The organism is Chroococcidiopsis sp. CCNUC1 (genome assembly GCF_023546805.1).
In the GTDB taxonomy this organism is placed as follows: domain Bacteria; phylum Cyanobacteriota; class Cyanobacteriia; order Cyanobacteriales; family Chroococcidiopsidaceae; genus Chroococcidiopsis; species Chroococcidiopsis thermalis.
Genome location: NZ_CP097480.1, coordinates 1,971,461 through 1,995,220, shown reverse-complemented (window position 1 = coordinate 1,995,220; position 23,760 = coordinate 1,971,461). Strand labels below are relative to the sequence as shown.

Annotated in this window: 24 protein-coding genes and 1 pseudogene; 20 read left to right on the top strand and 5 right to left on the bottom strand. The window is 45.3% G+C overall.

Annotated features, from left to right (window positions below; all coding sequences use genetic code 11):
* The first annotated feature begins 45 nt into the window (after nt 1-45).
* The 5 genes from M5J74_RS09410 to M5J74_RS09390 all read left to right on the top strand — a co-directional run bounded on the left by M5J74_RS09410 (nt 46) and on the right by M5J74_RS09390 (nt 5,295).
* Nucleotides 46-1,815 carry a ribonuclease J gene (locus M5J74_RS09410; protein WP_106217992.1) on the top strand — a complete coding sequence of 590 codons (1,770 nt, stop codon included), beginning with the start codon at nt 46-48 and terminating at the stop codon, nt 1,813-1,815.
* 852 nt (nt 1,816-2,667) lie between these two features.
* The gene (locus M5J74_RS09405; protein WP_106167527.1) at nt 2,668-3,051 is read left to right on the top strand and encodes a Mo-dependent nitrogenase C-terminal domain-containing protein; all 384 of its coding nucleotides are present in this window, start codon (nt 2,668-2,670) and stop codon (nt 3,049-3,051) included.
* Nucleotides 3,052-3,273: 222 nt separating this feature from the next.
* On the top strand, nt 3,274-4,242 hold the full coding sequence (locus tag M5J74_RS09400; protein ID WP_250016399.1) for a hypothetical protein: 969 nt from the start codon (nt 3,274-3,276) through the stop codon (nt 4,240-4,242).
* Nucleotides 4,243-4,381: 139 nt separating this feature from the next.
* The gene (rpmF, locus tag M5J74_RS09395; RefSeq protein ID WP_015153860.1) at nt 4,382-4,561 is read left to right on the top strand and encodes a 50S ribosomal protein L32; all 180 of its coding nucleotides are present in this window, start codon (nt 4,382-4,384) and stop codon (nt 4,559-4,561) included.
* Nucleotides 4,562-4,695: 134 nt separating this feature from the next.
* Entirely contained in the window at nt 4,696-5,295 is a 600-nt protein-coding gene (locus M5J74_RS09390; RefSeq protein WP_015153859.1) for a sulfite oxidase-like oxidoreductase, read from the top strand.
* A gap of 137 nt (nt 5,296-5,432) precedes the next feature.
* On the opposite strand, the gene M5J74_RS09385 is transcribed toward M5J74_RS09390, so the two are convergent.
* A complete protein-coding gene (locus M5J74_RS09385; protein ID WP_015153858.1) occupies nt 5,433-5,807 on the bottom strand; it encodes a DUF6335 family protein in 375 nt (124 codons plus the stop codon).
* Between the two features lie 220 nt (nt 5,808-6,027).
* On the opposite strand from M5J74_RS09385, the gene M5J74_RS09380 reads away from it, so the two are divergent.
* From M5J74_RS09380 to M5J74_RS09320, 12 genes and pseudogenes are all read left to right on the top strand, one after another.
* Nucleotides 6,028-6,435: a DUF2267 domain-containing protein gene (locus tag M5J74_RS09380; RefSeq protein WP_015153857.1), complete on the top strand. Its 408-nt coding sequence runs from the start codon at nt 6,028-6,030 to the stop codon at nt 6,433-6,435.
* A gap of 51 nt (nt 6,436-6,486) precedes the next feature.
* Entirely contained in the window at nt 6,487-7,581 is a 1,095-nt protein-coding gene (locus M5J74_RS09375; protein ID WP_250016397.1) for a DJ-1/PfpI/YhbO family deglycase/protease, read from the top strand.
* A 97-nt stretch (nt 7,582-7,678) separates the two neighbouring features.
* A complete protein-coding gene (locus M5J74_RS09370; protein WP_015153855.1) occupies nt 7,679-8,359 on the top strand; it encodes an SRPBCC family protein in 681 nt (226 codons plus the stop codon).
* Nucleotides 8,360-8,414: 55 nt separating this feature from the next.
* A pseudogene (locus M5J74_RS09360) lies at nt 8,415-9,583 on the top strand (zinc-dependent alcohol dehydrogenase).
* Nucleotides 9,584-9,651: 68 nt separating this feature from the next.
* The gene (locus M5J74_RS09355) at nt 9,652-10,014 is read left to right on the top strand and encodes a hypothetical protein (RefSeq protein WP_250016391.1); all 363 of its coding nucleotides are present in this window, start codon (nt 9,652-9,654) and stop codon (nt 10,012-10,014) included.
* Nucleotides 10,015-10,114: 100 nt separating this feature from the next.
* Nucleotides 10,115-11,284 (top strand): zinc-dependent alcohol dehydrogenase, encoded by a 1,170-nt coding sequence (locus M5J74_RS09350; protein ID WP_015153852.1) that lies wholly within the window; start codon nt 10,115-10,117, stop codon nt 11,282-11,284.
* Nucleotides 11,285-11,366: 82 nt separating this feature from the next.
* A complete protein-coding gene (locus tag M5J74_RS09345; RefSeq protein ID WP_015153851.1) occupies nt 11,367-12,536 on the top strand; it encodes an L-dopachrome tautomerase-related protein in 1,170 nt (389 codons plus the stop codon).
* A gap of 59 nt (nt 12,537-12,595) precedes the next feature.
* Entirely contained in the window at nt 12,596-13,780 is a 1,185-nt protein-coding gene (locus tag M5J74_RS09340; protein ID WP_250016389.1) for a Gfo/Idh/MocA family protein, read from the top strand.
* Nucleotides 13,781-14,016: 236 nt separating this feature from the next.
* Nucleotides 14,017-14,355, top strand: coding sequence for a cupin domain-containing protein (locus tag M5J74_RS09335; RefSeq protein ID WP_041462945.1), 339 nt, complete (start codon nt 14,017-14,019; stop codon nt 14,353-14,355).
* A 485-nt stretch (nt 14,356-14,840) separates the two neighbouring features.
* Nucleotides 14,841-15,812, top strand: coding sequence for a manganese catalase family protein (locus M5J74_RS09330; protein ID WP_015153848.1), 972 nt, complete (start codon nt 14,841-14,843; stop codon nt 15,810-15,812).
* 296 nt (nt 15,813-16,108) lie between these two features.
* A complete protein-coding gene (locus M5J74_RS09325; RefSeq protein ID WP_371933993.1) occupies nt 16,109-17,389 on the top strand; it encodes a glycosyltransferase in 1,281 nt (426 codons plus the stop codon).
* A 53-nt stretch (nt 17,390-17,442) separates the two neighbouring features.
* On the top strand, nt 17,443-17,655 hold the full coding sequence (locus tag M5J74_RS09320; protein ID WP_015153846.1) for a hypothetical protein: 213 nt from the start codon (nt 17,443-17,445) through the stop codon (nt 17,653-17,655).
* A 129-nt stretch (nt 17,656-17,784) separates the two neighbouring features.
* On the opposite strand, the gene M5J74_RS09315 is transcribed toward M5J74_RS09320, so the two are convergent.
* Nucleotides 17,785-18,579 (bottom strand): TIGR01548 family HAD-type hydrolase, encoded by a 795-nt coding sequence (locus M5J74_RS09315; protein WP_250016386.1) that lies wholly within the window; start codon nt 18,577-18,579, stop codon nt 17,785-17,787.
* A gap of 267 nt (nt 18,580-18,846) precedes the next feature.
* On the opposite strand from M5J74_RS09315, the gene M5J74_RS09310 reads away from it, so the two are divergent.
* Nucleotides 18,847-19,146, top strand: coding sequence for a 30S ribosomal protein PSRP-3 (locus M5J74_RS09310; RefSeq protein ID WP_015153844.1), 300 nt, complete (start codon nt 18,847-18,849; stop codon nt 19,144-19,146).
* A gap of 150 nt (nt 19,147-19,296) precedes the next feature.
* A complete protein-coding gene (locus M5J74_RS09305) occupies nt 19,297-21,033 on the top strand; it encodes an ABC transporter ATP-binding protein/permease (protein WP_250016384.1) in 1,737 nt (578 codons plus the stop codon).
* A 78-nt stretch (nt 21,034-21,111) separates the two neighbouring features.
* Here the strand turns inward: M5J74_RS09305 and atpC are convergent, their stop codons facing one another.
* Nucleotides 21,112-21,531, bottom strand: a complete 420-nt coding sequence (gene atpC / locus M5J74_RS09300; protein WP_015153842.1) for an ATP synthase F1 subunit epsilon — start codon at nt 21,529-21,531, stop codon at nt 21,112-21,114.
* Nucleotides 21,532-21,654: 123 nt separating this feature from the next.
* Nucleotides 21,655-23,103: a F0F1 ATP synthase subunit beta gene (atpD, locus tag M5J74_RS09295; protein WP_015153841.1), complete on the bottom strand. Its 1,449-nt coding sequence runs from the start codon at nt 23,101-23,103 to the stop codon at nt 21,655-21,657.
* Here atpD and M5J74_RS09290 point away from each other — a divergent pair.
* Nucleotides 23,096-23,353 carry a hypothetical protein gene (locus M5J74_RS09290; protein ID WP_127024054.1) on the top strand — a complete coding sequence of 86 codons (258 nt, stop codon included), beginning with the start codon at nt 23,096-23,098 and terminating at the stop codon, nt 23,351-23,353. The two genes, atpD and M5J74_RS09290, sit on opposite strands and share 8 nt — an antisense overlap.
* Nucleotides 23,354-23,467: 114 nt before the next feature.
* On the opposite strand, the gene minE is transcribed toward M5J74_RS09290, so the two are convergent.
* Nucleotides 23,468-23,743, bottom strand: a complete 276-nt coding sequence (minE, locus tag M5J74_RS09285) for a cell division topological specificity factor MinE (protein ID WP_041462942.1) — start codon at nt 23,741-23,743, stop codon at nt 23,468-23,470.
* Between the last annotated feature and the right edge of the window lie 17 nt (nt 23,744-23,760).

The following is a 23,760-nucleotide window of genomic DNA, read 5'->3' as shown; positions in this document are numbered from 1 at the left end:
CAACAAACGTGAATCTAAAAAAACAACTGTAAATTAAGGATACAAATGAGTAACAACGGAACGACAGCCGCCGTCAAAATTATTCCCCTTGGCGGTTTGCACGAAATTGGCAAAAACACTTGCGTTTTTGAATACAACGATGAAATTTTTCTCCTCGATGCAGGGTTGGCATTTCCTACAGATGAAATGCATGGCGTAAACATCGTTCTACCAGATGTTACGTACTTACGCGAAAATCGGCATAAGATTAAGGGCATGATCGTCACCCACGGTCATGAAGATCATATTGGTGGCATCGCCTTTCATTTAAAGCAATTTGATATTCCGGTTATTTACGGTCCCCGCTTGGCGATGGCAATGCTAGAGGGGAAACTAGAAGAAGCAGGAGTCCGCGATCGCACGGAGTTAAGATCGGTACGTCCCCGCGAACTCGTCCGTATTGGTTCCTCTTTTATTGTTGAATTTATCCGCAACACCCACTCAATCGCTGATAGCTTCACCGTCGCCATTCACACCCCCCTCGGCGTAATTATCCACACGGGGGATTTTAAATTCGACCATACTCCAGTTGATGGCGAACATTACGACATCCAACGGCTGGCAGAACATGGAGAAAAAGGCGTATTGTGCTTAATTAGCGACTCCACTAATTCCGAAGTCCCAGGACATACGCCTTCAGAACGATCGGTATACCCCAACTTAGACCGTATTTTTATGCAAGCTAAGGGTAGAGTCCTCGTCACCACCTTTGCTTCCTCCGTACACCGGATCAACATGATTCTGGAATTGGCGCAAAAACACAATCGTGTCGTCTCAGTCGTCGGGCGATCGATGTTAAACGTAATTGCTCACGCTCGAAATCTAGGCTACATCAAATGTCCAGATAACTTGTTGCAGCCGCTACACGCCATTCGCCAACTTCCTGACGAAAATGTTTTGATTCTAACTACTGGTTCTCAAGGCGAACCGATGTCAGCCATGACGAGAATTTCTCGCGGCGCACATCCCCATCTCAAAATTCGCGAGGGAGATACAGTCGTATTTTCAGCAAACCCGATCCCAGGTAATACGATCGCCGTAGTCAATACGATCGATCGCTTGATGATGCAAGGTGCTAAAGTCATCTACGGTCGGGAACAGGGCATTCACGTTTCTGGACATGGTTGCCAAGAAGACCAAAAACTGATGATTGCCTTGACTCGTCCCAAGTTTTTCTTACCCGTGCATGGCGAACATCGGATGCTAGTGAAGCACTCTCAAACAGCACAAAGCATGGGGATTCCGGCTGAGAATATGGTCATCATCCAAAATGGTGACGTAGTAGGACTATCAACAGAGGAAATTAAGGTAGTCGGGAAAGTGCCAGCGGGGATCGAACTGGTAGATACCTCTGGTTCTGGTATTGTCAGCGGTAAAGTGCTGCAAGAACGTCAGCAAATGGCAGCAGATGGCATTGTTACTATTGCCGTCGCGATCGATTGGAATGGGAAGCTAATGACCAAGCCGGATATTCACTTGCGAGGCGTAGTCACTACGATTAACCGCGATTTGTTGCAAAAGTGGGTACAAGACCAGATCGAGCAAATATTAAGCGATCGCTGGACGGATTTCGGTCGCTCCTTTGACGGACAAGAAGTTGATATTGATTGGACGGGATTGCAGGTACAGCTAGAAAAAGACTTACAACGGGCAATTCGGCGCGAGTTACAATGTCAACCCACTGTCACTCTACTCATGCCTATCCCTGAAGAACCGGTCAAGGCAGCTGACGGTAGAAGACGGCGACGCACTGCTGCTGCACCAGTCGCCTCGTGAACAGCAACCAGCAACCAGTAACCGGCTGTCAGTGACAGATAGGGTTTCTATCTGGCTCAATACGTAAAATCCCTCCGATGCGCTTTCAAAAGGCGATTACGGGGGATTTTATGTTGTCAGCGATTGGTGTAGAAGTCTGATAGCGCTTTTCAATTGGATGCAATATATGTCTATATGTCTGGTAGGGGCGCACAGTTGTGCGCCCCTACCAATGTCATCCACACAATCGAGAATTGCTATGACATGTCACATCACTTATAGAGTGACTAACAACCATCAACTATCAACTATCAACTATCAACTATCAACTATCAACTCTCCATCAACTATAAAGAAAATCTAACGAAATTAGCTTGACAAATCGTCAAACATCGGTAAATATACGGAAGCTGCTTTTAATTATTTCTTTATTATTTTAAAAATTTCCGTATTGTTGCTCATACATCACGCAGGAATTTTAGGCAGAATCAAAGCGATTCCTATTAGAGAGGTAGAACAAAAATTGTGTTTGAAACTACAAAGAATAAATTTGTATTTTTGAATACGAAATTGATGTAGATGTGATTCGTGCATCGCTTGAATGTTTGTTCTACATGCACTTCCAGTCAAATTCGCTAAACTTCACTAAAGTTTTATATAGGTCAAATTTCAGAAAAATCTCTCTAGTAACCTACCAGTTCTGCCAAATCGTTAGTTAACGTGGGGTAGTGATAAATAGGTTCCTGAATTGAGAGAAAATCCTTCAAAAATTTTTAATTGATTTAGGAAACATTATTCCGGTAAAGATCGTTGAGACATTGTATGTGTTCTATAGCAAGCTCAAGTTGCTTCATACAGTACGAGGAGTGAATCATGAATGCTTCCCCATATACATCCCAAGATATTGCCCTAGCCAGTTGGATCTGGATCGACCAAACTCAACAGTCTCCAGAAATACCCATTGCAGCTAGTCCGTTACAGCAACCCAAACAGCGCAAATTAGACTTGTTGTTACCTCTGCGCCGCTGGCTGGATAGCGTTGAAGTTCGCAATCCTCAGTTAGCACATCGCTTATGTCAACTTATTCCTTCCCAGTGTCCGTTTGAACGGGATGTCGTTCTATTCGGTCGCAAGCTGTTCCACATTCCACCAATGTGCAAGCTCAACCCGCTATATGAAGAAGTTGTAGGCTTGCGTTTCCGCGCCTTATGCTACCTAGCCGACGAATGTGGTGAAGACGTAACCCCTTACTGTTAACAGTTATTAGTTAACAGTTATCAGTGAAGAAAGCGAGCAGGGAGCAACTATCAAGTCACAAATCGCTCTTTCGCAAGTCGCCATGAAATTCACGCACTACGACTGATGTGACGATCGCTTGACATGGAGTTATACTGAGGCTGAGCTGCAACAACCTAAAAAGAAGGAGATCGCGGCTATCGGCGCTCAATATAATTACCAAATTATAAGTGTTAAGCGACTATGGGGAGATACTTCTTTCACCAATGGTTGGATCTAGCAGCCAAAGCGACTAAAATTGCTGTTGTTTCATTCAGTTCCCTGGGGCTAGCAAGCAGTTTCTGGCTGGTAATAGAGCATCAAGTACCACAAATTGCCCGCACCCAAACAGTCAATACTGACGTGACACTCGACCGTCGCCCCGACGAAACCTACGAAGCACTACGCAGTCGGGCTATAACAGCGGCTAGAACAGCAGCAACACAGAATTTAGCAACCAATCGACAAGCTACAGATATCACCGTTACGGTAGTTATCCGCGATCGCGGGCAAATTGCACCTATACTTTCGCTGACAGCAAATCGCACTGAAGGAATTGACCCCGATCCCCGGCAAGGAATTAAATATTTCGACCAAGCGCGATCGCTACTTCGATTTGACGAGCGTGATGTAGCAACAAACGATGCCGATAGCGCACCTCGAAGATCGTTTCCGAATCCAACTCCCTCCTCATCGAGAACGCCAGCCAACTCGAATTCTAGCAACACAAGAGGTAGCGGACAGGGAACGTTCTCCCAGCCAGGACGCTTGATTCCATCTACATCGGAACAGCCTACTAACACCACTCCTTTTAGTCAGCCAGGTACGACAAACTCAACCAATACACCTAGCAGTCAAACACAACCAGGTACGGGTTTAGTCCCTCAATCGTTGCCAGATACAACTCCCAATTCCATAACCCCCAATTCATCAAACACGCCGACAAACCAACCAACTGCATTTCCCGATTCATCACCAGATACATCAACCAGTCCGTCTACAACAACTCCTGCTTCATCTTCTAACACGGGTATAACTCCAGCAACGCCTGCTACTCCTTCGGGACTCACACCCAGTCAACCCCTGACTCCATCAACCTCACCCCTACCAGGAACGAGTTCTACTCCCACGACTTCACCTTTTGGAACCACTACGCCGACGACACAACCTTGAGGTCAGTTGTCAGTTATCAGTTATCAGTTATCAGGGAGCAGTGACCAACTACCAACTACCAACTACCCATTACCCATTACCACTCAATAAATATTTGGCTTACAATGGAAAGGTTGTGAAAAATTAAGTCTGTGTCGTCATGGCTGTTCCAAAGAAGAAAACATCTAAGTCTAAAAGAGATAAGCGCCGAGCTACTTGGAGAGGAAAAGCTGCAATAGAAGCACAAAAAGCCCTGTCGTTAGGTAAGTCTATTCTCAGCGGACGCTCTAAGTTTGTCTATCCCAATCCTGAAGAAGAGGAAGAAGATACTGAATCCTAGTTGTGGTGCGCTTAGGCATCTATCGCTCATGGATCTGCCTAGAAGTGTTGTAAGAGATCGGTGAGTTGCGCTAAAGATCTAAGTAAAGGTTTTTTAACCTTTGAATGCAACAATAACCTATACGTCTACACCGCATGGTAGGAAAATTTTTTCAGAAACCAGGAGCAGAACAAAGCGATCGCGTCCCTCCTGGTCAATACTTAACCAAGGGGTTTCCCGTACTAACCTATGGTGATACTCCTCGGGTTAATCGAGAACAATGGCAATTTAAGGTTTGGGGTCTGGCACAACCAAAGACTCTGACTTGGGAAGATTTTATGGCGCTACCGCAGCATGATTTTACTGCGGATTTTCATTGCGTCACTCGCTGGTCTAAATTGGATGTCAAATGGACTGGCGTGAAGGTGACAGACTTCATGCAACTGATTGAAATCGATCCTAAAGCCGCTTATGTCATGGAACATTGTTATGGCGGCTACACGACAAATATTCCTTTAGAAGACTTTCTGCGGGAAGAAAACTTTTTTGCCCACACTGTATTTGACGAACCTCTTCCTGCCGAACATGGTGGACCAATGCGGTTAGTCGTACCTCACCTTTATGCTTGGAAAAGCGCCAAGTGGATCAATGGTCTAGAGTTTTTAGAACAAGATGAATTAGGCTTCTGGGAACGGAACGGCTATCATCGTCGAGGCGAACCTTGGGCAGAGGAGCGCTACAGCGGCGGGTTTTAGGTTTCAATGCTAACCAGCTAGAAAAAAACTTGTATATTCTGGTGGGCATTGCCCACCCTAATTCTTTGCATGAGCGTGGCAACAAGCGCCTTACTGACAAAGCATTTGCTGAAGTAGCAATTGAAGCGAATGTTACTTCAATCGCGCCGTTCTTGGTAGTCATCAGAAGATTTGGGATCTAATTCCCAACGGCGATCGTCGCGGTCTTCTAGAATATCTTGAGTGCGTAAAAAACTGCGATCGTCCATTTCCAGACCAACAGCTGCTTCAATCTCTTCAGTTACGTCTTGGTCGGGAGTAGCAACAGTACCACCTACAGCCTCATCTCCTTCTTCTGCTGCTGTTTGCCACGATGCATCGACATCTCCGCCAGTCAATTCTGGACTAGTATTAGTGTATTCTCCTGCTTCTCTACCAGCGTTCGTCCTTGGGTCATCGTGAACGCCAGTACCAAAAGATTCAGTAATTTCTTCGGATAAGTCTTGAATATTTTTATCGTTGCGATCGCCCATAAGTTCAGAGTCATTTAGTTGTTGGTTGATGGCAACTATTCGTTGGTCACTGATAGCTCCACTTCAAGATAGCGTTTTATATCAAATTGCACCTATTCCCAGAGTTATATCCCCAGAAAAGAACATAATCCATACCCTTTGGAGGAAGAGGATTTGGGGTACGGCTGCATAGGCTTGGTACTGGAGCAAAGAAGTTTTACTGAGTTTGAGGACATACAGAGTGAAGTACGACGAGTTCATCAAACACGTTCAGACAGTGGCACAGATGGATTCCCGTGAAGATGCACAACGGGCGACACAAGCAACTCTAGAAACTATTAGAGAAAGGATTGTCGGTAACGAAGCCAAAGATTTAGCTTCGCAATTACCGCAACAATTCAGTGAATATTTGCGTGGAAGAGAGGGTGAAGACGGTCAGCCTTTCTCAATGGAAGAATTTCTACAGCGCGTCAGTGCCAAAGAACAAGTAGAGCCAACTGTCGCAGCTAACCACGTTCGGGCTGTATTTGCAGTGTTGCAGAATGCAGTGACACCTGGAGAATTCACCGATTTCAAAGCTAACTTTTCGGACGATTATATCGACTTATTCGCCACAGGATCGAATCTAGGAGCGTCTGCTGCTTCGTAGCGATCGCTGTTTTCGGCTTTCAATAAAACTTACAAAGTAGGAGAGATATTTATGACACAAGCTAACGGTAATCTCGAAAAAAAAAGAGTTGCCATTCTGATTGAGAATGGTGTGGAAGATGCGGAATTCAAAATTCCTTATGAAGCCTTGAAAATGGCGGGAATTGAAACTGTAGTTCTCGGTTCTCGGACAAACGAAACATATAAAGGTAAGCAAGGTAAAGTTTCGCAATCGGCTGACGGCACGACAACTGAAGCAATGGCATCAGAGTTTGATGCCGTGGTTATTCCTGGTGGGATGGCTCCCGACAAAATGCGTGTCAACCCCAACACCGTGCGCTTCGTTCAAGAGGCAATGCAACAAGGGAAATTAGTTGCTGCTGTCTGTCATGGACCCCAAGTTTTAATTGAAGGCGATTTGCTAAAAGGCAAGCAAGCCACAGGATTTATTGCCGTGCGCAAGGACATGATCAATGCGGGTGCAAACTACGTCGATGAGCCACTGGTAATTGATGGTAATTTAATCACTTCCCGTCAGCCCGGAGACTTGGCAATTTTCACCACAGCTATCCTCAGCCGTCTAGGTTACGGTGGCAAAGAAGCTGCTTTACCAGATGTGCGAGATGTCAATGCAGAATGGTGGAAACTAGCTGATGCTTGGGGTGGTTCTACTAAAGGAGAAATTGTCAAAGGGCTAAATACTGCTTTAGCTGGTGAAAAGTACGCTCAAGAGGCGTTTGGGCAGTATATAGAGAAAGCATCTGACCCTCAATTTAAGGCATTGTTGCTAGAGATTGTTGCTAATAAGCAGCAACACATCGAGCGGCTAGAAGCACGACTATCAGCTTTAGGCGAGAAACCATCACTGACGGCAAATGTGGCTGATAAGTATGCCAAAGTGAAAACTGCTTTACAAGGTAGCGACGATCGCAATCTAATGCGACGGGCTTTAGGAGATATTCAGACAGGTGTGGTAGATGCGCACAATCTGTTTGTTCAATTTACAGATCCCGTATCAACAGCCTTATTTAAGCAGATCGAGCAAGATGGAGCGCTGTACGAACGCCATATGGCAGAACTCTATCGCTTGCGTGTAGGAACGACACAGCCTGGGAAGCCGACGACTGGGGCGGCGGTAACTATGTAGGAAGATCCCCCAACCCCCCTTAAAAAGGGGGCTAAGAGATCCCTGCAATCTCCACTTTTAAGAGGGGAGATCTATTCAGACAAGGGAGACAGAGAAGGTGGCTTCGACGGTAGAGAATCAGCAAGGACAGGGAGATAGTAACGAAATCGGGCGCTGGGCATCACTGATTGGTGGTGGTGCAATGGTACTGATGGGGTTACAACAGCGATCGCTACGGGGTGCTTTGTTGGCGATCGCAGGTGGTGGATTGGCATATAAAGCAGCAACGGAAAAGGGCGATATGCAACAAGCATTGGGTTTAAACCAAGCAATTAAGGTAGAAAAGACGGTAACGATAAATAAGCCTGCTGATGAGCTGTATCGTTACTGGCATGATTTCAAATATCTGCCAACTTTTATGAAACATCTCAAGTCAGTAGAGGTGTACGACAACAAGCGATCGCATTGGGTAGCAAATGCACCTTTAGGTGCAAGTGTTGAATGGGATGCAGAAATTATTGAAGACCGCGAAAACGAATTTATTTCCTGGACTTCGGTAGAAGGGGCAGATGTAGACAATTCTGGTTTTGTCAGATTTAAGCCAGCACCAGGAAATCGCGGTACGGAAGTAAAAGTAGTCATTGAATACGCGCCACCAGGCGGAGTCTTAGCATCGGCGATCGCCAAACTCTTTGGTGAGGAACCGGAACAACAAATTGGTGACGACCTGCGCCGCTTCAAAATGCTTATGGAAGCAGGTGAAATTGCTACCACTGAAGGACAACCAAAAGGCGGTTGATAGTCAACCATCAACCATCAGCTATCAACCAACAACCAACAACTAAAAGTTAAGTATGAAAGCAGTTTGCTGGCACGGCGCAAATGATGTGCGGGTGGAATCCGTACCCGATCCGAAAATTCTTAATCCTCGCGATGTGATTTTAAAGATTACCTCTACTGCAATTTGCGGTTCTGACTTGCACATTTACGGCGGCTACATTCCCACCGTGCAACCAGGTGACATTATCGGTCACGAATTTATGGGGAAGTGGTCGAAGTTGGTAGAGGAATTAACAACTTAAAAGTCGGCGATCGCGTCGTCGTTCCTTCTACAATCGGTTGTGGTGGTTGCTATTATTGCCAACACGATATGTGGTCGCTGTGCGATAACTCTAACCCTAACGGTTGGGTTGAAGAGAAGTTGTTTGGCAATATCACCTCAGCGATTTATGGATACTCCCATGCTTTCGGTGGATATGCTGGGGCGCAAGCAGAGTACGTGCGCGTCCCATTTGCCGATGTGGATGTGGTCAAAGTCCCTAAGGACATACCAGACGAAAAGTTACTATTTATCTCCGATGCCATTCCTACAGGTTACATGGGAGCTGAGTTATGTGACATTCAACCTGGGGATACAGTAGCAGTGTGGGGCTGCGGTGCAGTCGGGCAATTTGCCATGATTAGCGCCTACATGATGGGTGCAGAAAAAGTGATTGCGATCGATCGCTTCCCCGAACGCTTAGAATTAGCCAAAAATTTCGCTAAAGCAGAAGTAATTAACTACGAAGAAGTAGATGCAGGCGAAGCTTTGAGAGAAATGACGGGGGGTATGGGTCCCGACGCTTGTATTGATGCTGTAGGCTTGGAAGCGCACGGAGTTGGCTTTGAAGACTTTTACGACCAGACTAAGCAGAAATTAAAGCTAGAAACCGACCGTCCGCATGTTTTGCGACAAATGATTCTATCTTGTCGTAAAGGTGGAACTCTTTCAATTATGGGTGTCTACGGTGGCTTTGTAGATAAGATGCCTTTTGGTGCAGCATTCAATAAAGCTTTAACTTTCAGAATGGGACAAATGCACGGACAAAAATATATGCATTTGTTGCTCAAGATGATTCTGGAAGAGAAATTCGATCCCTCCCGCGTTGTCACGCATCAATTACCCCTCGAACAAGCTGCCCACGGCTACGACATTTTCCAACAAAAGAAAGACAACTGTATCAAAGTTGTACTGAAACCGTAGATGGGTAATTGGTAATGGGTAATTGGTAATTATAATTACCACTTGAAAAGTAAAAGTAGAGGATGACAATGAAGAAATTAATTTCCCTTTTTCGTCAGGTAACAATTGTTTTTTTGGTAGGGCTGACTGTTTCTATACTGCAATTTGGCTATAACAGTAATTTGTCTGCTAGAGCTGAAACAGTAACACCTGAAGCTAGAGCATATCAAGCAAAGCAGCCTGGAACTGAAATGAATCGAGGAAATCCGCTTGAAAAGGCTAAGGAAAGCATCAAAGAAACTGCTGAAAATGTTCGAGAAAAGCTCAATTTAGATGAGCCACTCGATCCTGGTACGAAAGAAGTTTTGAATTCTGCTCAGAAAAACGTGGAAAAAACAGTTAAGCCCGTCACTGGAAAAGAGCAAGGTTCTTATCAGCAAAATACAAATTAAGTCGTAAGTCGTAAGTCGTAAGTAAGAAACGTATTACCAATTGACTTACGACTAATGACAAAGGACAAATAAAAAACTACTTCCTACTCACTAATTAATTATGAAAGCAGTTTGCTGGCACGGGGAAAAGAATGTCAAGGTAGATACAGTCCCCGATCCTAAAATTGCAAATCCCCGCGATGCAATTGTCAAAATTACGTCAACAGCAATCTGCGGTTCGGATTTGCACCTTTATAATGGCTTTATCCCCACTATGGAGAAAGGGGATATCCTCGGTCACGAATTTATGGGAGAAGTGGTTGAGGTTGGGAGTGCGGTTAAGAATGTAAAAGTCGGCGATCGCGTCGTCGTTCCTTTTACAATTTCTTGCGGTAACTGCTTTTTCTGCAATCGCGATCTGTGGTCGTTGTGCGATAATTCTAACCCCAACGGTTGGATGGCAGAGAAGCTGATGGGACATTCACCAGCTGGTCTATTTGGCTACTCTCATATCTTTGGCGGTTATGCTGGCGGACAAGCGGAGTACGCGCGAGTCCCATTTGCCGATGTCGGGTTATTTAAGATTCCTGATGGGCTGACAGACGAGCAAGTATTATTCTTAACCGATATCTTTCCCACTGGCTACATGGCAGCAGAGAATTGTCATATTAAGCCTGGTAATATCGTTGCTGTCTGGGGTTGTGGTCCGGTAGGACAGTTCGCGATTAAGAGTGCGTATATGCTGGGTGCGGAAAAAGTCATCGCGATCGATCGCATCCCAGAACGCTTGCAAATGGCTAAGGAACAGGGTAAAGCCGACGTACTTAACTACGAAGAAGTGGATGTTGGGGAAGCGTTAAAAGAAATGACTGGCGGGCGCGGTCCCGATGCGGTAATTGATGCCGTAGGACTAGAGGCGCACGGTACTGATTTTATGAACTTGTTCGATAAAGCAAAACAAGTCGTGCGATTGGAAACAGACCGACCCACAGCCTTACGTAATGCGATCGTTGCTTGCGGGAAAGCAGGTCATGTCTCGATCGCAGGGGCGTATGGTGGTTTCCTCGATAAAATCCCAATGGGTGCGGCAATGAACAAAGGTTTGACATTCAAGATGGGACAAACCCACGTCCATCGGTACTTAAAACCACTACTAGAACACATTCAAAACGGTGACATCGATCCAACGTTCATCATCACTCATACTCTTCCCTTAGAACAAGCACCCCACGCCTACGATATCTTCAAGCATAAAAAAGATAATTGTATCAAAGTTGTGTTGAAGCCTTGAAATTGGTAATAGGTAATTGGTAATGGGTAATTGGTAGTTGCGACTTGCCAATTACCAACCAGTAACTACCAAAGAAAAAACTATGTTTTGGCACAGCTTGCGACAAAAATTCTTCTGTCTGCTTTTATCGAGTTTATTGTTTCTTGCTTTTGTTCCTCCGGCTTATGCCTTACCGCAGGAAAAGACCGTGGGCAAGATTGAATCGGTAGCTTCGTTTAACGGTGCTATGCCGACCGGAGTAACAGTGTCTCAAAGGGGGAGAATTTTTGTTAACTTCCCTCGCTGGGGAGACAAAGTAGATTATACGGTAGCGGAGATAGTCAGGGGTAAAGTCGTAGCTTATCCCAACGCCAAATTCAATCGCCCTCAAAAAGACCAATCGAAGTCACTCGTTTCTGTTCAAAGTGTGGTTGTCGATCCTTTAGACCGTTTGTGGATCTTGGATACTGGCAGCATTCAGTTTGCACCTACTGCTTATGGGGGACCGAAATTAATCGGGATAAATCTGAAACAAAATCGAATTTTTAAGACTATCTTGTTTCCCCAAGATGTAGCGCTACCGACTACCTATTTGAACGATATCCGCTTCGATTTACGGCGCGGTAAAGCAGGGATGGCTTTTATTACCGATTCTTCCGGTAACGGTGCTAATGCCATTATTGTTGTCGATTTAGATTCTGGTAAAAGTTGGCGGCGGCTGAACGACCATCCTTCTACGAAAGCAGAACCGAATTTTCTCCCAGTAGTGGAGGGACAACCGTTGATGAACCGTCCGCCAGACAAGCCACCCAGCCCAATTACAATTGGTGCGGATGGAATTGCAATCAGTGCCGATGGGAAACAGTTATTTTACTGTAATTTAGCTGGAAGAAGGTTATATAGTGTCAGCGTTGATGCTTTAGTCGATGAGAAATTAAGCGACAAAGAAGTAGCAGCGACCGTACAAGATTTGGGAGATAAAGGCGGTGCATCTGATGGCTTAGAGTCGGATGCTCAAAATCGAGTTTATCTGACCAACTACGAGCATAATGCAATTTTGCGGCGATCGCCTGATGGGATGTATGAAACTGTAGTTCACGATCCTCGCGTTTTATGGGCTGATACGCTGTCTGTCGCCAATGACGGCTACCTCTATTTCATTGCCAATCAACTTCACCGTCAGCCCCAGTTCCATCAGAAGAAAGATTTGCGCGAAAAACCATACAGTCTGTTTCGTACCCGCATTAATGCGAAACCAGTGCTGTTGCGATAACAATCTGTAGGGGCGCACAGCTGTGCGCCCCTACTAACAATTACAGGGCAAAAAAATATATGTTGAATGCAGTCAAAAATCTCCTCACGCGCAGGCAAATAATTGGTTCTGGGATGGGAATTTTGGGTGTAGGAGTGGCGGGGTTGGTAACGCGAAATTCACCTGCGATCGCCCAGCCCGCTTATAAACCAGCTAAAGAACCACCAATACCCGACGAAAAGAAACTCGGTTGGGCTGTTGTCGGGTTGGGTAAATTTGCTACGCAACAAATTATTCCTTCATTTTCTCAGTGCAAGCAGTCAAAATTAGTGGCGTTGGTGAGTGGCGATCGCGCTAAAGCTGAAAATTATGCGCGGCAATATAATGTCAATCCTAAAAATATTTACAATTACGAAAATTACGATTCCATTCGGAATAATCCAGAAGTAGACATTATCTATATAGTTCTACCCAACGGTTTACACGCTGAATATACTATCCGTGGCGCACAAGCAGGAAAGCATATTTTATGTGAAAAGCCGATGGCAAATACGGTAGAAGAGTGTCAGGCGATGATTGCTGCTTGTAATCAAGCAAACCGCAAGTTGATGATAGCTTACCGCGCTCAATACGAACCTTTCAACTTAGAGGCGATCGCGATCGCGCAGAAAAAACAACTCGGTCAACTCAAGGCGATCGTCGCCGACCACGGGCGCAACCTCGACCCCAAAGATCCAGCGGATGTCTGGCGGATGAATAAGAAACTAGCTGGTGGTGGTTCGCTATTTGATATTGGGATCTACAGCTTACAGGCTGCGCGTTACATTACAGGCGAAGAACCTACAGAAGTCTGTGCTATGACCTATAGCACTCCCAACGATCCTCGCTTCAAGGAAGTGGAGGAGAACGTTAACTTCATTTTGCGTTTCCCTAGCGGCGTGCTAGCCAACTGTACTTCTAGTTATGGCTACTCCAGTACCAAACGCTTTCAGGTATTTGGTAGTAATGGTACGCTCGAACTCGACCCTGCTACAGATTACTATCGGCATCAATTAACTGTAAAACGAGAAAAGGTACAAGAAGAACGGCAGATTCAGGAACAAAACCAGTTTGCCCTAGAGATGGATCATCTTTCTGAATCGGTCATGCAAGATCGGCAACCGAAAACTCCTGGTGAAGAAGGCTTACAGGATGTGAGATTGATGTTAGCAATTTACGAAGCAGCACGGACAGGTCGCACGATATCAGTTGACAGTAGAGAGTGACTAGCGACTGGTGACTGGTGACTAGAAAAGATTCCAGCCACTAGCCACTAACCGATCGACTTTTCCAAATATCGAACTGTTAAATTTAAGCTAGAAAAGATTCCAGCCACTAGCCACCAGCCACTAGCCACTTATAACAACCAATTACCAATTAAGGATGATGCGCTAAAGCAGAAATCGAGATGGGATGGAAAAGAGCAGGCAGTGCAATCGCAAATTCTATGGGAGATGAAAATATGAGCGATACCAGTGTTAAAAAGGTAGATTCTAGTAGTTCCCCTCATGGTAAGCAGGGACAGAAGTATTTAGCTTCCGGTAAATCTCTTTCGATGCGTTTGTGGGAAAACGAACAACCAGCAGAAACTAAATCTCCCACGACAAGAGACTATGAAACCGTTGGCTATGTAATTAGCGGTAAGGCAGAGTTACATCTTGAAGGTCAAATGGTATTACTAGAACCTGGAGATTCTTGGGTTGTACCTAAAGGTGCATCTCATACTTATAAAATTTTGGAACCTTTTACTGCTGTCGAAGCTACTAGTCCTCCGTCACAGGTTCACGGAAGAGATGAATAAGATTTGTTAGTGAGGAATAAAGCTTTCAGCCGCTACTATTTAATAGCGGCTGCACTATTTGATAGAGCGTATCTTACAGTAGTTTCAGTTTATTTTCTTGAGTTCGCTGCCGTAAATTCTATTCGATCGCCAGATTGCTGTATCGGCAGATGAATTTTAACACTATCTTTAAAGCATAGCAGTCTTACTTAATATGTGAAATTGAAATTCAGATTGGATAGCACCCACTCTGCAAGGAAACTTTGTTCGATTAAAAATATTCTAGTTTTCAAAAAAGAATAGAGCAACTAAACCTAAATAATAATACCTATCTCTTTCAGTTGAATTCCGTCATTCTGTCTGTAGGTTGAGGAAAAAGAAGTGAGTCAGTAGTTACCTAGATAGGGTAATGCAACAAAATTCTAGCAACAAAATTTCGCCAGTCAAAATATAGATCGCACTACAACCGATCGCGTCGATCAGTAAAATTTTTTCAGGAGATCTTCATGTTTTATCACAAGAAGCAGCTACAGTATTTCACTCCACCAGCAAAACCCGATGCTGCCTATGCAAAAAAGCTGCAAGAACTAATTGGCGGTTCTTTTGGCGAAATGACCGTGATGATGCAGTACCTATTTCAAGGTTGGAACTGCCGGGGACCCGCTAAGTACCGCGATATGCTATTAGACATTGGAACTGAGGAAATCGGTCACGTTGAAATGCTAGCAACGATGGTTGCTCATTTGTTGGATAAAGCACCAGTCAATATGCAAGAAGATGGGGCAAAAGATCCAGTCGTTGGTGCGGTCATGGGTGGCGTTCGTCCGCGAGATGTGATTATGGCAGCGGCAATGAATCCTCAACACGCCACTGTTTCGGGTGGGGGGGCAATGCCAGCGGATAGCGTAGGTTTTCCTTGGAACGGACGCTTTATTGTTGCTAGTGGCAACTTGTTGGCAGACTTCCGCTCTAATCTTCACGCCGAATCTCAGGGTCTTTTACAGGCTGTACGGTTGTACGAAATGACAGACGACCCAGGTGTAAGAGACATGCTCAGTTTCAATATTGCCCGCGACACCATGCATCAAAACCAGTGGTTAGCGGCAATTGAAGATCTGAAAAGCGAAGGATTTGAGGAAACAGTTGTTCCCAAGATCGCGTATGAATATGGGAAGAAAGAGAACGCTTATCAGTTCTGGAATCACTCTGAGGGAGAAGAAAGCGCTCAAGGTCGTTGGGCGAAAGGTGCTTCAATCGACGGTAAAGGTCAGTTTGAGTATGTAGCAAATCCGCAGCCAATAGGACCAGAACCAAATCTTCCTCAACCCGATCCAAAACTTCACGGTACGATGAAATCACCTCAAGCTCAACAGATGCAGGAGGGTAGTGTTGTATCTAAGGCAGTCCAGGGTGTAGCTGATGCAGTTGAAGGTACGGCTAATACCATTAATAAAATTACTGGTGGAGACGGACAGTAAGCTAGTACGAGATAGCAGGGGAGAACGATGCTTGTAGCATTAGCTCGGGGCATTTTCTCGACTGTATAGCTGCCAATCAAAATAAATTAACATAGCAAAAGACGCGAAATTCCGCGTCTTTTGCTATTTAAGGCATGAATTAGCCTTAGTGAATTGGTGGTTGTGAAAAAATCGTCACAATTGAAGTAATAAGACTGTTGGGGATTGAAGTTAAATACAAGGAGAGTTGTTGGTGATGCGATCGCATTGCTTAATAACTCAGCCAAAGCTATATAACTTAATCTACGCAGTAGTTTATGACTCATTTTGGAATCATTTGTCCCAGCTCAACAGGACCCCTCAATACCATGCTTCCGCTGGGACAGGAACTTCAACGGCGGGGTCATCGCGTCACTGTAATCGGGATACTGGACGCTCGACCTAAAGTATTAGTAGCAGGATTAGAATTCCAGGTAGTAGGCGAGGATGAGTTTCCAGAAGGTGCAATGGCAGAATCTTTTGCCCAACTGGGAAAACTGAGTGGATTAGCAGCGTTGGCATATACTATTAATCTGCTGAAAAATTTGGCGACTGTTACCCTGCGGGATGCCCCAGACTTACTCCAAGCATCCAATGTAGAAGCCTTGCTCGTAAACCAAGGTTCTAGAGAAGGAGGTACTGTTGCAGATTTTCTAGGTATTCCTTTTGTGACCGTGTGCAGTGCCGTGGTGCTGAATCGAGAACCTAGCGTTCCTCCTTTTAACACTCTTTGGCAGTATAGCCCTGCTTGGTGGGCGCGTTTACGCAACCGAGCAGGTTATGCGTTATTAAATCGCGTTGCTCGTCCTACTCGAACCGTTATTCAAGAATATCGCCGAGAGTGGAAATTGCCCTTACACGCTCACCCCAATGATGCGTACTCTCGATTAGCTCAAATCAGTCAAGCCCCTGCCGAATTTGAATTTCCTAGAGAGAAATTACCTTCTTGGTTCCATTTCACTGGCTCGTATCATTCTTCTGCTAGTCGAGAGCCTGTGCCTTTCCCCTACGAAAATTTGACTGAAAAGCCCTTGATTTATGCTTCGATGGGAACGTTACAAAATCGTTTGATTGGAATTTTTCAGCAAATTGCATCAGCTTGTGAAGGATTGGATGCTCAATTAGTCATTTCATTGGGTGGTTCTGCTCGTCCAGAATCATTACCAAAATTACCTGGAAATCCCGTAGTCGTCGAGTATGCACCCCAACTAGAAATACTCAAAAAAGCAACTTTGATGATTACTCACGCAGGCATGAATACAACGATGGAATGCTTGAAATATGGAGTACCGATGGTGGCAATTCCAGTGACAAACGATCAACCAGGTGTAGCCGCAAGAATTGCTTGGACTGGGGTAGGGGAATACGTACCATTATCTCGCTTGAACGTTCCCAAGTTAAAAGCAGCTATTCAAAAAGTATTCACCGAAAATTCTTACAAACAAAATGCGGCAAGATTGCAACAGGCAATTCAAAAAGCTGGTGGCGTGACTCGCGCTGCCGACATTATCGAACAAGCTATATCTACAGGTCAACCTGTCCTTGCTGATGTTAGTTAAAATGTAAGATTTCCCATTTAACCAAATTACAATGCGATCGGGAGAAATTTGATATGGCAGTTGCAAGTTTGGTAGACGAAATTATTAACGGGAAAGGTTACGTTGTGATTCCCGATCTTTTGAGTACAGTAGAAGCAGAATTAGCTCGCTCTGGTTTGCAACAAGAGGTTGTAGACCGTGCAACACCTAAACTTAAGCAACTACTGGGATACGAATTTAAGTCGGCACTCTTCAAAGATATCCAAAAACTTCGCACGCAAAGGTAATACAGACTAGTGCTATGTAGCAAAAGAATCTTTACAGTTGAATAACGCGATCGTCTTATTACGCCTGTCAGCATTATTTTCTTCTACCTTCTGCTTTCTACCTCCTGCCTTCTTGCACTAAATCATTACTCAAACTGGTAGCAATGCCTGAATTTGTGCTGGCGTAAGTTCCTCAACATTGCCAAAAACGATCGCCGCACCCGCAGATTTGAGAGTTTCCGTATAATTCTGGCAGCGATCGCTGATAGCTTGAACGTGAGGAGGTACAATACCCACCCCAATCCATTGACGTTGAGGTTGAAGTGCTGCGGCTTTGATGACGGTATACATATCCGCTACCGTATCTCCTGCATACAAAACTGGGGTTGTTGCTGGTAGCTGATGCTGGACTTCTAACTGATGCACGACAGCTAGCAATCCTGTCGGATCGGGTTTACCTGGTGCATCTTCCATTGCAATTAAGGCTGGAGATACTACACCAAGACGTTCTAAGACGTATTTCGCCTCGTCGCGAGTCGCACCACTGAAAAAACCCCAAGGAATACCAGCCGCACTCAATTGTTCGAGATACGTAGGTTGCACCAGCAATGTTTCATCGCAAATATAACCCGTCCAGTTTTGCGGGTCTGTACCTTGATAAAGAGATTGAAAATAGGCGACTAGAGTAGGATAGTCTAGATCGAGCTGCGATCGCCCCTTTCCCCGGGTCTCAAAGTAGCGATAAACTAACTCCTGGGATGCTTCCCAATCGTTATTCCAAATTCCTTCCGACTTCAAGCGGTCAATATCAGCCTGGGTAGGACGATAAGCACCTGCCGTAAAATACTCTACAGTATCCGCGATCGCCCGTCGATAGGAAGCGCTCACATCGCGCACGACACCATCAATATCAAACACTGCGATCGCCCTAGTTTGCTGAGTCAATTTATCGTTACCTCCTGCAAAAAGAAGTCAAAAGTTGTAGGGACGGGTTCACTGAAAATATTTGCCCTAGTCAAAATTGTTTGATAAACCCGCCCGTACAGAAGTTAAAAGTCAAAATGTCGGTGTTTGGTTGAGAGCGGCTTTTTATCTCTCGGTACTGAGTTAACCGAATGTAAGATACAAGATTCATTTTATTTAGATATTAAGGTATAGTAATAGATTGCACCTATTTGTAGTTTTGCTGAATCGGAACGAGCGGAGGTTGGATTGACAAAGTTTATCTTAAAAGTTTTGTGGTTAGAAGAAAACGTTGCTTTAGCAGTCGATCAGGTCGTGGGCAAAGGCACAAGCCCCTTAACCAAATACTTTTTCTGGCCTCGCAATGATGCTTGGGAGGAATTGAAAAAGGAATTAGAATCAAAAAGCTGGATCACGGAGCAAGAGCGCGTGGAGTTACTCAATAAATCCACGGAAGTGATCAACTACTGGCAAGAGGAAGGCAGGCGGCGACCGCTAGGCGAAGCTCAGTCAAAATTTCCTGAAGTTACTTTTACAGGTAGCGCTTAAAGATAACTTGCGGTGTAACACATTTCTAAAAGCGATCGCCAAAACCGCCCTTACATGACCTAGCACGGTACAGTAGGGGCGGTTTTTAGCGTTCATCTGCGTTAATCTGTAGTTTATCTACGATTAAAATCATCTAAACCTCGATTAGCGATGAGCGTTGCAACCAATAGACAGAACCGATTTGACCGTCGATTGTGGAGAAAATTTTGGGCGATCGCCAAACCTTACTGGTTTTCCGAACGCAAGTGGAAAGCAAGAGGACTGTTACTGTTATTGCTCTTGCTGTCATTCGCCGTTAATGCCATTAATGTCAGCATTAGTTTTATTTTTAGAAATATCGATACATCCCTAGCAAGATTTCCTCAAACTAAGGATGCGTCAACTTTTTGGCAATTCATTTTTATTTATATTGGGCTATTGGCGATCGGCACTCCCATTGTTGTCATGTTTGCCTATCTTCGAGATAAATTAGGACTAGCTTGGCGAGAGTGGCTGACGAATCGTTTTCTGAATAAATACATGCAAAATCGAGCTTACTACCAGCTCAATTTTAACGGAAATATCGACAACCCAGACCAGCGAATTGCTGAGGATATTAGAGCTTTTACCCGTACTAGCCTGACTTTTCTGCTATTAATTTTGACATCGGTTATCACATTAATTTCTTTCACTGCTGTTTTACTATCTATTTCCGTTTCTCTATCGATTTCTCTGCTAATCTATGCAATTTTAGGGACAATTATCACTGCTTGGATCGGTCAAAGGCTAATTAGTATTAACTTCGACCAGCTCAAAAAAGAAGCTGATTTTCGTTATGGATTAATTCACGTCCGCGATAACGCAGAATCAATTGCTTTTTATCAAGGTGAAGCAGAAGAATCTATTGGGTTGAGACAGCGTTTTCTTGCAGCAATTCGGAACTTCGATTTATTAATTAGCTGGCAGCGAAATCTTGGTTTTTTTACTACTAGCTACAACTACTTTGTTGCGGCACTACCTTATTTAGTGGTCGCACCAATTTACTTTGCCGGAAACACGGAATTCGGGACATTTGCCCAAGCAGCGATCGCCTTTCGACAAATTTTCAATGCCTTATCTATTGTCGTAGATCAGTTTGAGAACTTAACAGCTTTCGCGGCGGGAGTCGAGCGTCTCAGCAGCCTTACCAATGCTTTAGAAAACCCATCTCAGGTACAGCCTGGATCGACGACAATCGACGTAACAGAAGCTGCCAAACTAGCCATGCAGCGCGTGACGCTGCTGACTCCCAACCATCAAAGAACTTTAGTTGAAGATTTATCGCTCAGTTTAGAGCCAGGAGAAGGGCTAGTATTAGTGGGGAATAGCGGTAGCGGTAAAAGTTCGATTTTACGAGCGATCGCAGGGCTGTGGAATGCGGGTACAGGTCATCTTACCCGTCCGCAGCTCCAAGAAATGCTGTTTTTGCCCCAACGTCCCTACATGGTATTAGGTTCCTTACGCAGCCAGTTACTTTATCCCCATACAGATCGCCAAATTGATGAGGAGCAATTGCGTCAAATATTAGCACAAGTCAACTTAACAGATTTACCAGAAAGGGTGGGGGGATTTGATGCTCAATTAGACTGGGCGAACGTACTTTCTTTAGGGGAGCAGCAGCGGCTTGCGTTTGCGCGGCTTTTACTGACTCAACCAGCCTACGCGATCTTGGATGAAGCAACGAGCGCGTTAGATCTGGCTAACGAAAAACGCCTTTACCAACAACTCAAAGCAATGGAAACTACGACAATTAGTGTCGGACACCGTGCCAGTTTGTTGCAGTATCACAAGTATGTACTAAACTTAGCAGAAGACACTCGCTGGCAGTTGATGCTAGCTGAGGAATACCAGCAGACCCAGCAAATTTGATTTTACGTTCTGAGAAGCGTAAAATTCGTAGGGGCGCACAGATGTGCGCCCCTACATAGAAATATCGGCAAGAAACGATTAAACTGTAACCATACCACCTGCGGCTTGAAACCTAGCCCGAGCGCGTTTAAACGCTTGAGTTGCTTGGATCTGTTCTTGACGAGAAGCGCCTTGAACCTGGTTGAGCTTAGTTTGAGCTTCGTTATATGCAGCACGGGCGGCTTCCATATCGATTTTGTCGCCACGTTCTGCACCGTTGACGAGAATTGTCACCTCATCGCTCTCGACTTCGGCAAATCCACCCATCAGGGCGATCGCCACCCAACTTTGCCCTTTTTCAGGACGAACGCGCATCACGGCAGTATCGAGGGCAGTTAATAAGGGAGCATGTCCGCTGAGAATACCCAGTTGTCCAGTGGTACTGGGTAAAATCACTTCTTCAGCTGAAGCATCCCAAACAGTCTTGTCTGGAGAAATTACACGAACTGTCAATGTCATAGAAAAGTGAGTAGTGAGTAGTAAATAGTGAGTAGGGGCGCACAGCTGTGCGCCCGTACAGGAGTAGCGAGCAGTGGTTAGTGGTTAGTCTTTTTCTAGCCACCAGCCACTAGCCACTAGCCACTAACCTTTCATTTTTTCCGCTTTGGCGACTGCTTCTTCAATGCTGCCTACCATGTAGAAAGCCTGTTCTGGCAGGCTGTCTAATTCTCCAGACAGAATTGACTTGAAGCCTTTAATTGTTTCTTCTAGCTTCACGTACTTACCAGGAGAACCAGTGAAGACTTCAGCTACGAAGAACGGCTGCGAGAGGAAGCGCTCGATCTTCCGCGCCCGTGCGACTGTCAGTCTGTCTTCTTCCGACAATTCATCCAACCCCAGAATGGCGATGATGTCTTGCAGTTCTTTGTAACGCTGGAGGGTCGCTTGAACGGCGCGAGCTGTACCGTAGTGATCGTCACCGACGATATTGGGTTGCAACATGGTGGAAGTAGAACCCAGTGGATCTACAGCCGGATAAATGCCCTTAGCCGCCAAACCACGAGACAGTACGGTAGTACCGTCTAGGTGAGCGAAGGTCGTTGCTGGTGCGGGGTCGGTCAAGTCGTCCGCTGGAACGTAAACGGCTTGAATGGAGGTAATAGAACCTTCTGTAGTCGAAGTGATCCGCTCTTGCAGTTCGCCTACGTCCGTACCCAGAGTGGGTTGGTATCCTACCGCTGAAGGCATCCGTCCTAGTAGTGCGGATACTTCCGAACCCGCTTGGACGAAACGGAAGATGTTGTCGATAAACAGCAATACGTCTTGCTTGTTGACATCGCGGAAATACTCAGCCATTGTCAACGCTGATAGTCCCACCCGCATTCTGGCTCCAGGTGGTTCGTTCATTTGACCGTAAACCAGAGCGATTTTCGACTCGTTGAGGTCATCTTTATTGATTACCCCAGATTCGATCATTTCGTTGTAAAGGTCGTTTCCTTCGCGGGTGCGTTCGCCCACGCCACCGAATACAGACACACCGCCGTGTTGAGTTGCAATGTTATTGATCAACTCCATCATGATTACGGTTTTGCCGACACCAGCACCACCGAACAGACCGATCTTGCCACCACGTCGATAGGGTGTGAGTAGGTCAACCACTTTGATCCCCGTTTCAAACACGGAAGGTTTGGTTTCCAAATCTACGAGTTTGGGTGCTTCGCGGTGGATGGGGAATTTTTCTTCTGTGTTAACAGGTCCTCTGTTATCTACGGGTTCGCCCAAGACGTTGAAAATTCGACCCAAGGTAGCCTTACCTACTGGTACGGAAATGGGAGCGCCTGTATCAACCGCTTCCATCCCGCGAACTAGACCATCGGTGGAACTCATGGAAACTGTACGCACCTGTTGATCGCCCATAAGTTGCTGCACTTCACAGGTGACAGAAACTTCTTGTCCAGCTTCATTGGTGCTTTTGATAGTCAGAGCGTTGTAGATCGCTGGCAGTTTGCCTTCTGGGAATTTTACGTCTACAACAGGACCAATGATTTGTGTAATGTATCCAATACCTGTTTTTTCTGCGGTGGTGACCATTCTCTCGCCTAAGTTCGATTTCAGCTATGTTTTAGATCCGGTCGGACAGTTTATCTACAAACTTGCCATCATTCAGACGGATGCGAGTTTGCCATCTTTACAGACAGACATAAACTTGCCATCTTCCAGAGTACCACCGATCAGTTATCAGTTATCAGTTATCAGTTATCAGGGAGTCGGGAGTCGAGAGTCGGGAGTCGTAGGGGCGGGTTTAGCCAGCAGATTCACGGCTTCCGTCTATAAATTGTGACTTAAAACCCGCCCGTACAGGGGAGTCGGGGAAGAGAGCTTCAGGTGCAGAGGGGCACAGGAGCAAGAACTATCAATCGTCAATTACCAATTACCAACTACCAATTACCACGTTTCATTCGTCTGTTTTCACTCGCCGAATTGGTAAATTAGCAATTAAAGCCGTAGCTCTTTGGTTGTTTTCTAAAGAAAACTCCATCCCTTCTACATCCAGTTCGACGTACCGACCAACCACTTCTAATATTTCCCGCCGCATTTTTTCGATTGTTTGCGGACTCAAATCGCTGCGATCGTGGGAAATTACTAATTGCAGCCGTTGCTTGACTTGAGAACGACTGTTGTTATCGTTCGGATTATTAGAAAAAATTTTATCTAAAAGATCGCTAAACATGGCATCTGGATGCAGGT

Excerpts from the sequence above, each read along its gene's own strand:
- M5J74_RS09375 (WP_250016397.1), top strand. The coding sequence starts at position 6,487 with ATGACACAAGCTAACGGTAATCTCGAAAAAAAAAGAGTTGCCATTCTG.
- M5J74_RS09355 (WP_250016391.1), top strand. The coding sequence starts at position 9,652 with ATGAAGAAATTAATTTCCCTTTTTCGTCAGGTAACAATTGTTTTTTTG.
- minE (WP_041462942.1), bottom strand. The coding sequence starts at position 23,743 with ATGTTTAGCGATCTTTTAGATAAAATTTTTTCTAATAATCCGAACGAT.
- M5J74_RS09410 (WP_106217992.1), top strand. The coding sequence starts at position 46 with ATGAGTAACAACGGAACGACAGCCGCCGTCAAAATTATTCCCCTTGGC.
- M5J74_RS09345 (WP_015153851.1), top strand. The coding sequence starts at position 11,367 with ATGTTTTGGCACAGCTTGCGACAAAAATTCTTCTGTCTGCTTTTATCG.
- M5J74_RS09330 (WP_015153848.1), top strand. The coding sequence starts at position 14,841 with ATGTTTTATCACAAGAAGCAGCTACAGTATTTCACTCCACCAGCAAAA.
- atpC (WP_015153842.1), bottom strand. The coding sequence starts at position 21,531 with ATGACATTGACAGTTCGTGTAATTTCTCCAGACAAGACTGTTTGGGAT.
- M5J74_RS09385 (WP_015153858.1), bottom strand. The coding sequence starts at position 5,807 with ATGGGCGATCGCAACGATAAAAATATTCAAGACTTATCCGAAGAAATT.
- M5J74_RS09405 (WP_106167527.1), top strand. The coding sequence starts at position 2,668 with ATGAATGCTTCCCCATATACATCCCAAGATATTGCCCTAGCCAGTTGG.
- rpmF (WP_015153860.1), top strand. The coding sequence starts at position 4,382 with ATGGCTGTTCCAAAGAAGAAAACATCTAAGTCTAAAAGAGATAAGCGC.
- M5J74_RS09325 (WP_371933993.1), top strand. The coding sequence starts at position 16,109 with ATGACTCATTTTGGAATCATTTGTCCCAGCTCAACAGGACCCCTCAAT.
- M5J74_RS09400 (WP_250016399.1), top strand. The coding sequence starts at position 3,274 with ATGGGGAGATACTTCTTTCACCAATGGTTGGATCTAGCAGCCAAAGCG.
- atpD (WP_015153841.1), bottom strand. The coding sequence starts at position 23,103 with ATGGTCACCACCGCAGAAAAAACAGGTATTGGATACATTACACAAATC.
- M5J74_RS09305 (WP_250016384.1), top strand. The coding sequence starts at position 19,297 with ATGAGCGTTGCAACCAATAGACAGAACCGATTTGACCGTCGATTGTGG.
- M5J74_RS09335 (WP_041462945.1), top strand. The coding sequence starts at position 14,017 with ATGAGCGATACCAGTGTTAAAAAGGTAGATTCTAGTAGTTCCCCTCAT.
- M5J74_RS09390 (WP_015153859.1), top strand. The coding sequence starts at position 4,696 with ATGGTAGGAAAATTTTTTCAGAAACCAGGAGCAGAACAAAGCGATCGC.
- M5J74_RS09350 (WP_015153852.1), top strand. The coding sequence starts at position 10,115 with ATGAAAGCAGTTTGCTGGCACGGGGAAAAGAATGTCAAGGTAGATACA.
- M5J74_RS09340 (WP_250016389.1), top strand. The coding sequence starts at position 12,596 with ATGTTGAATGCAGTCAAAAATCTCCTCACGCGCAGGCAAATAATTGGT.
- M5J74_RS09320 (WP_015153846.1), top strand. The coding sequence starts at position 17,443 with ATGGCAGTTGCAAGTTTGGTAGACGAAATTATTAACGGGAAAGGTTAC.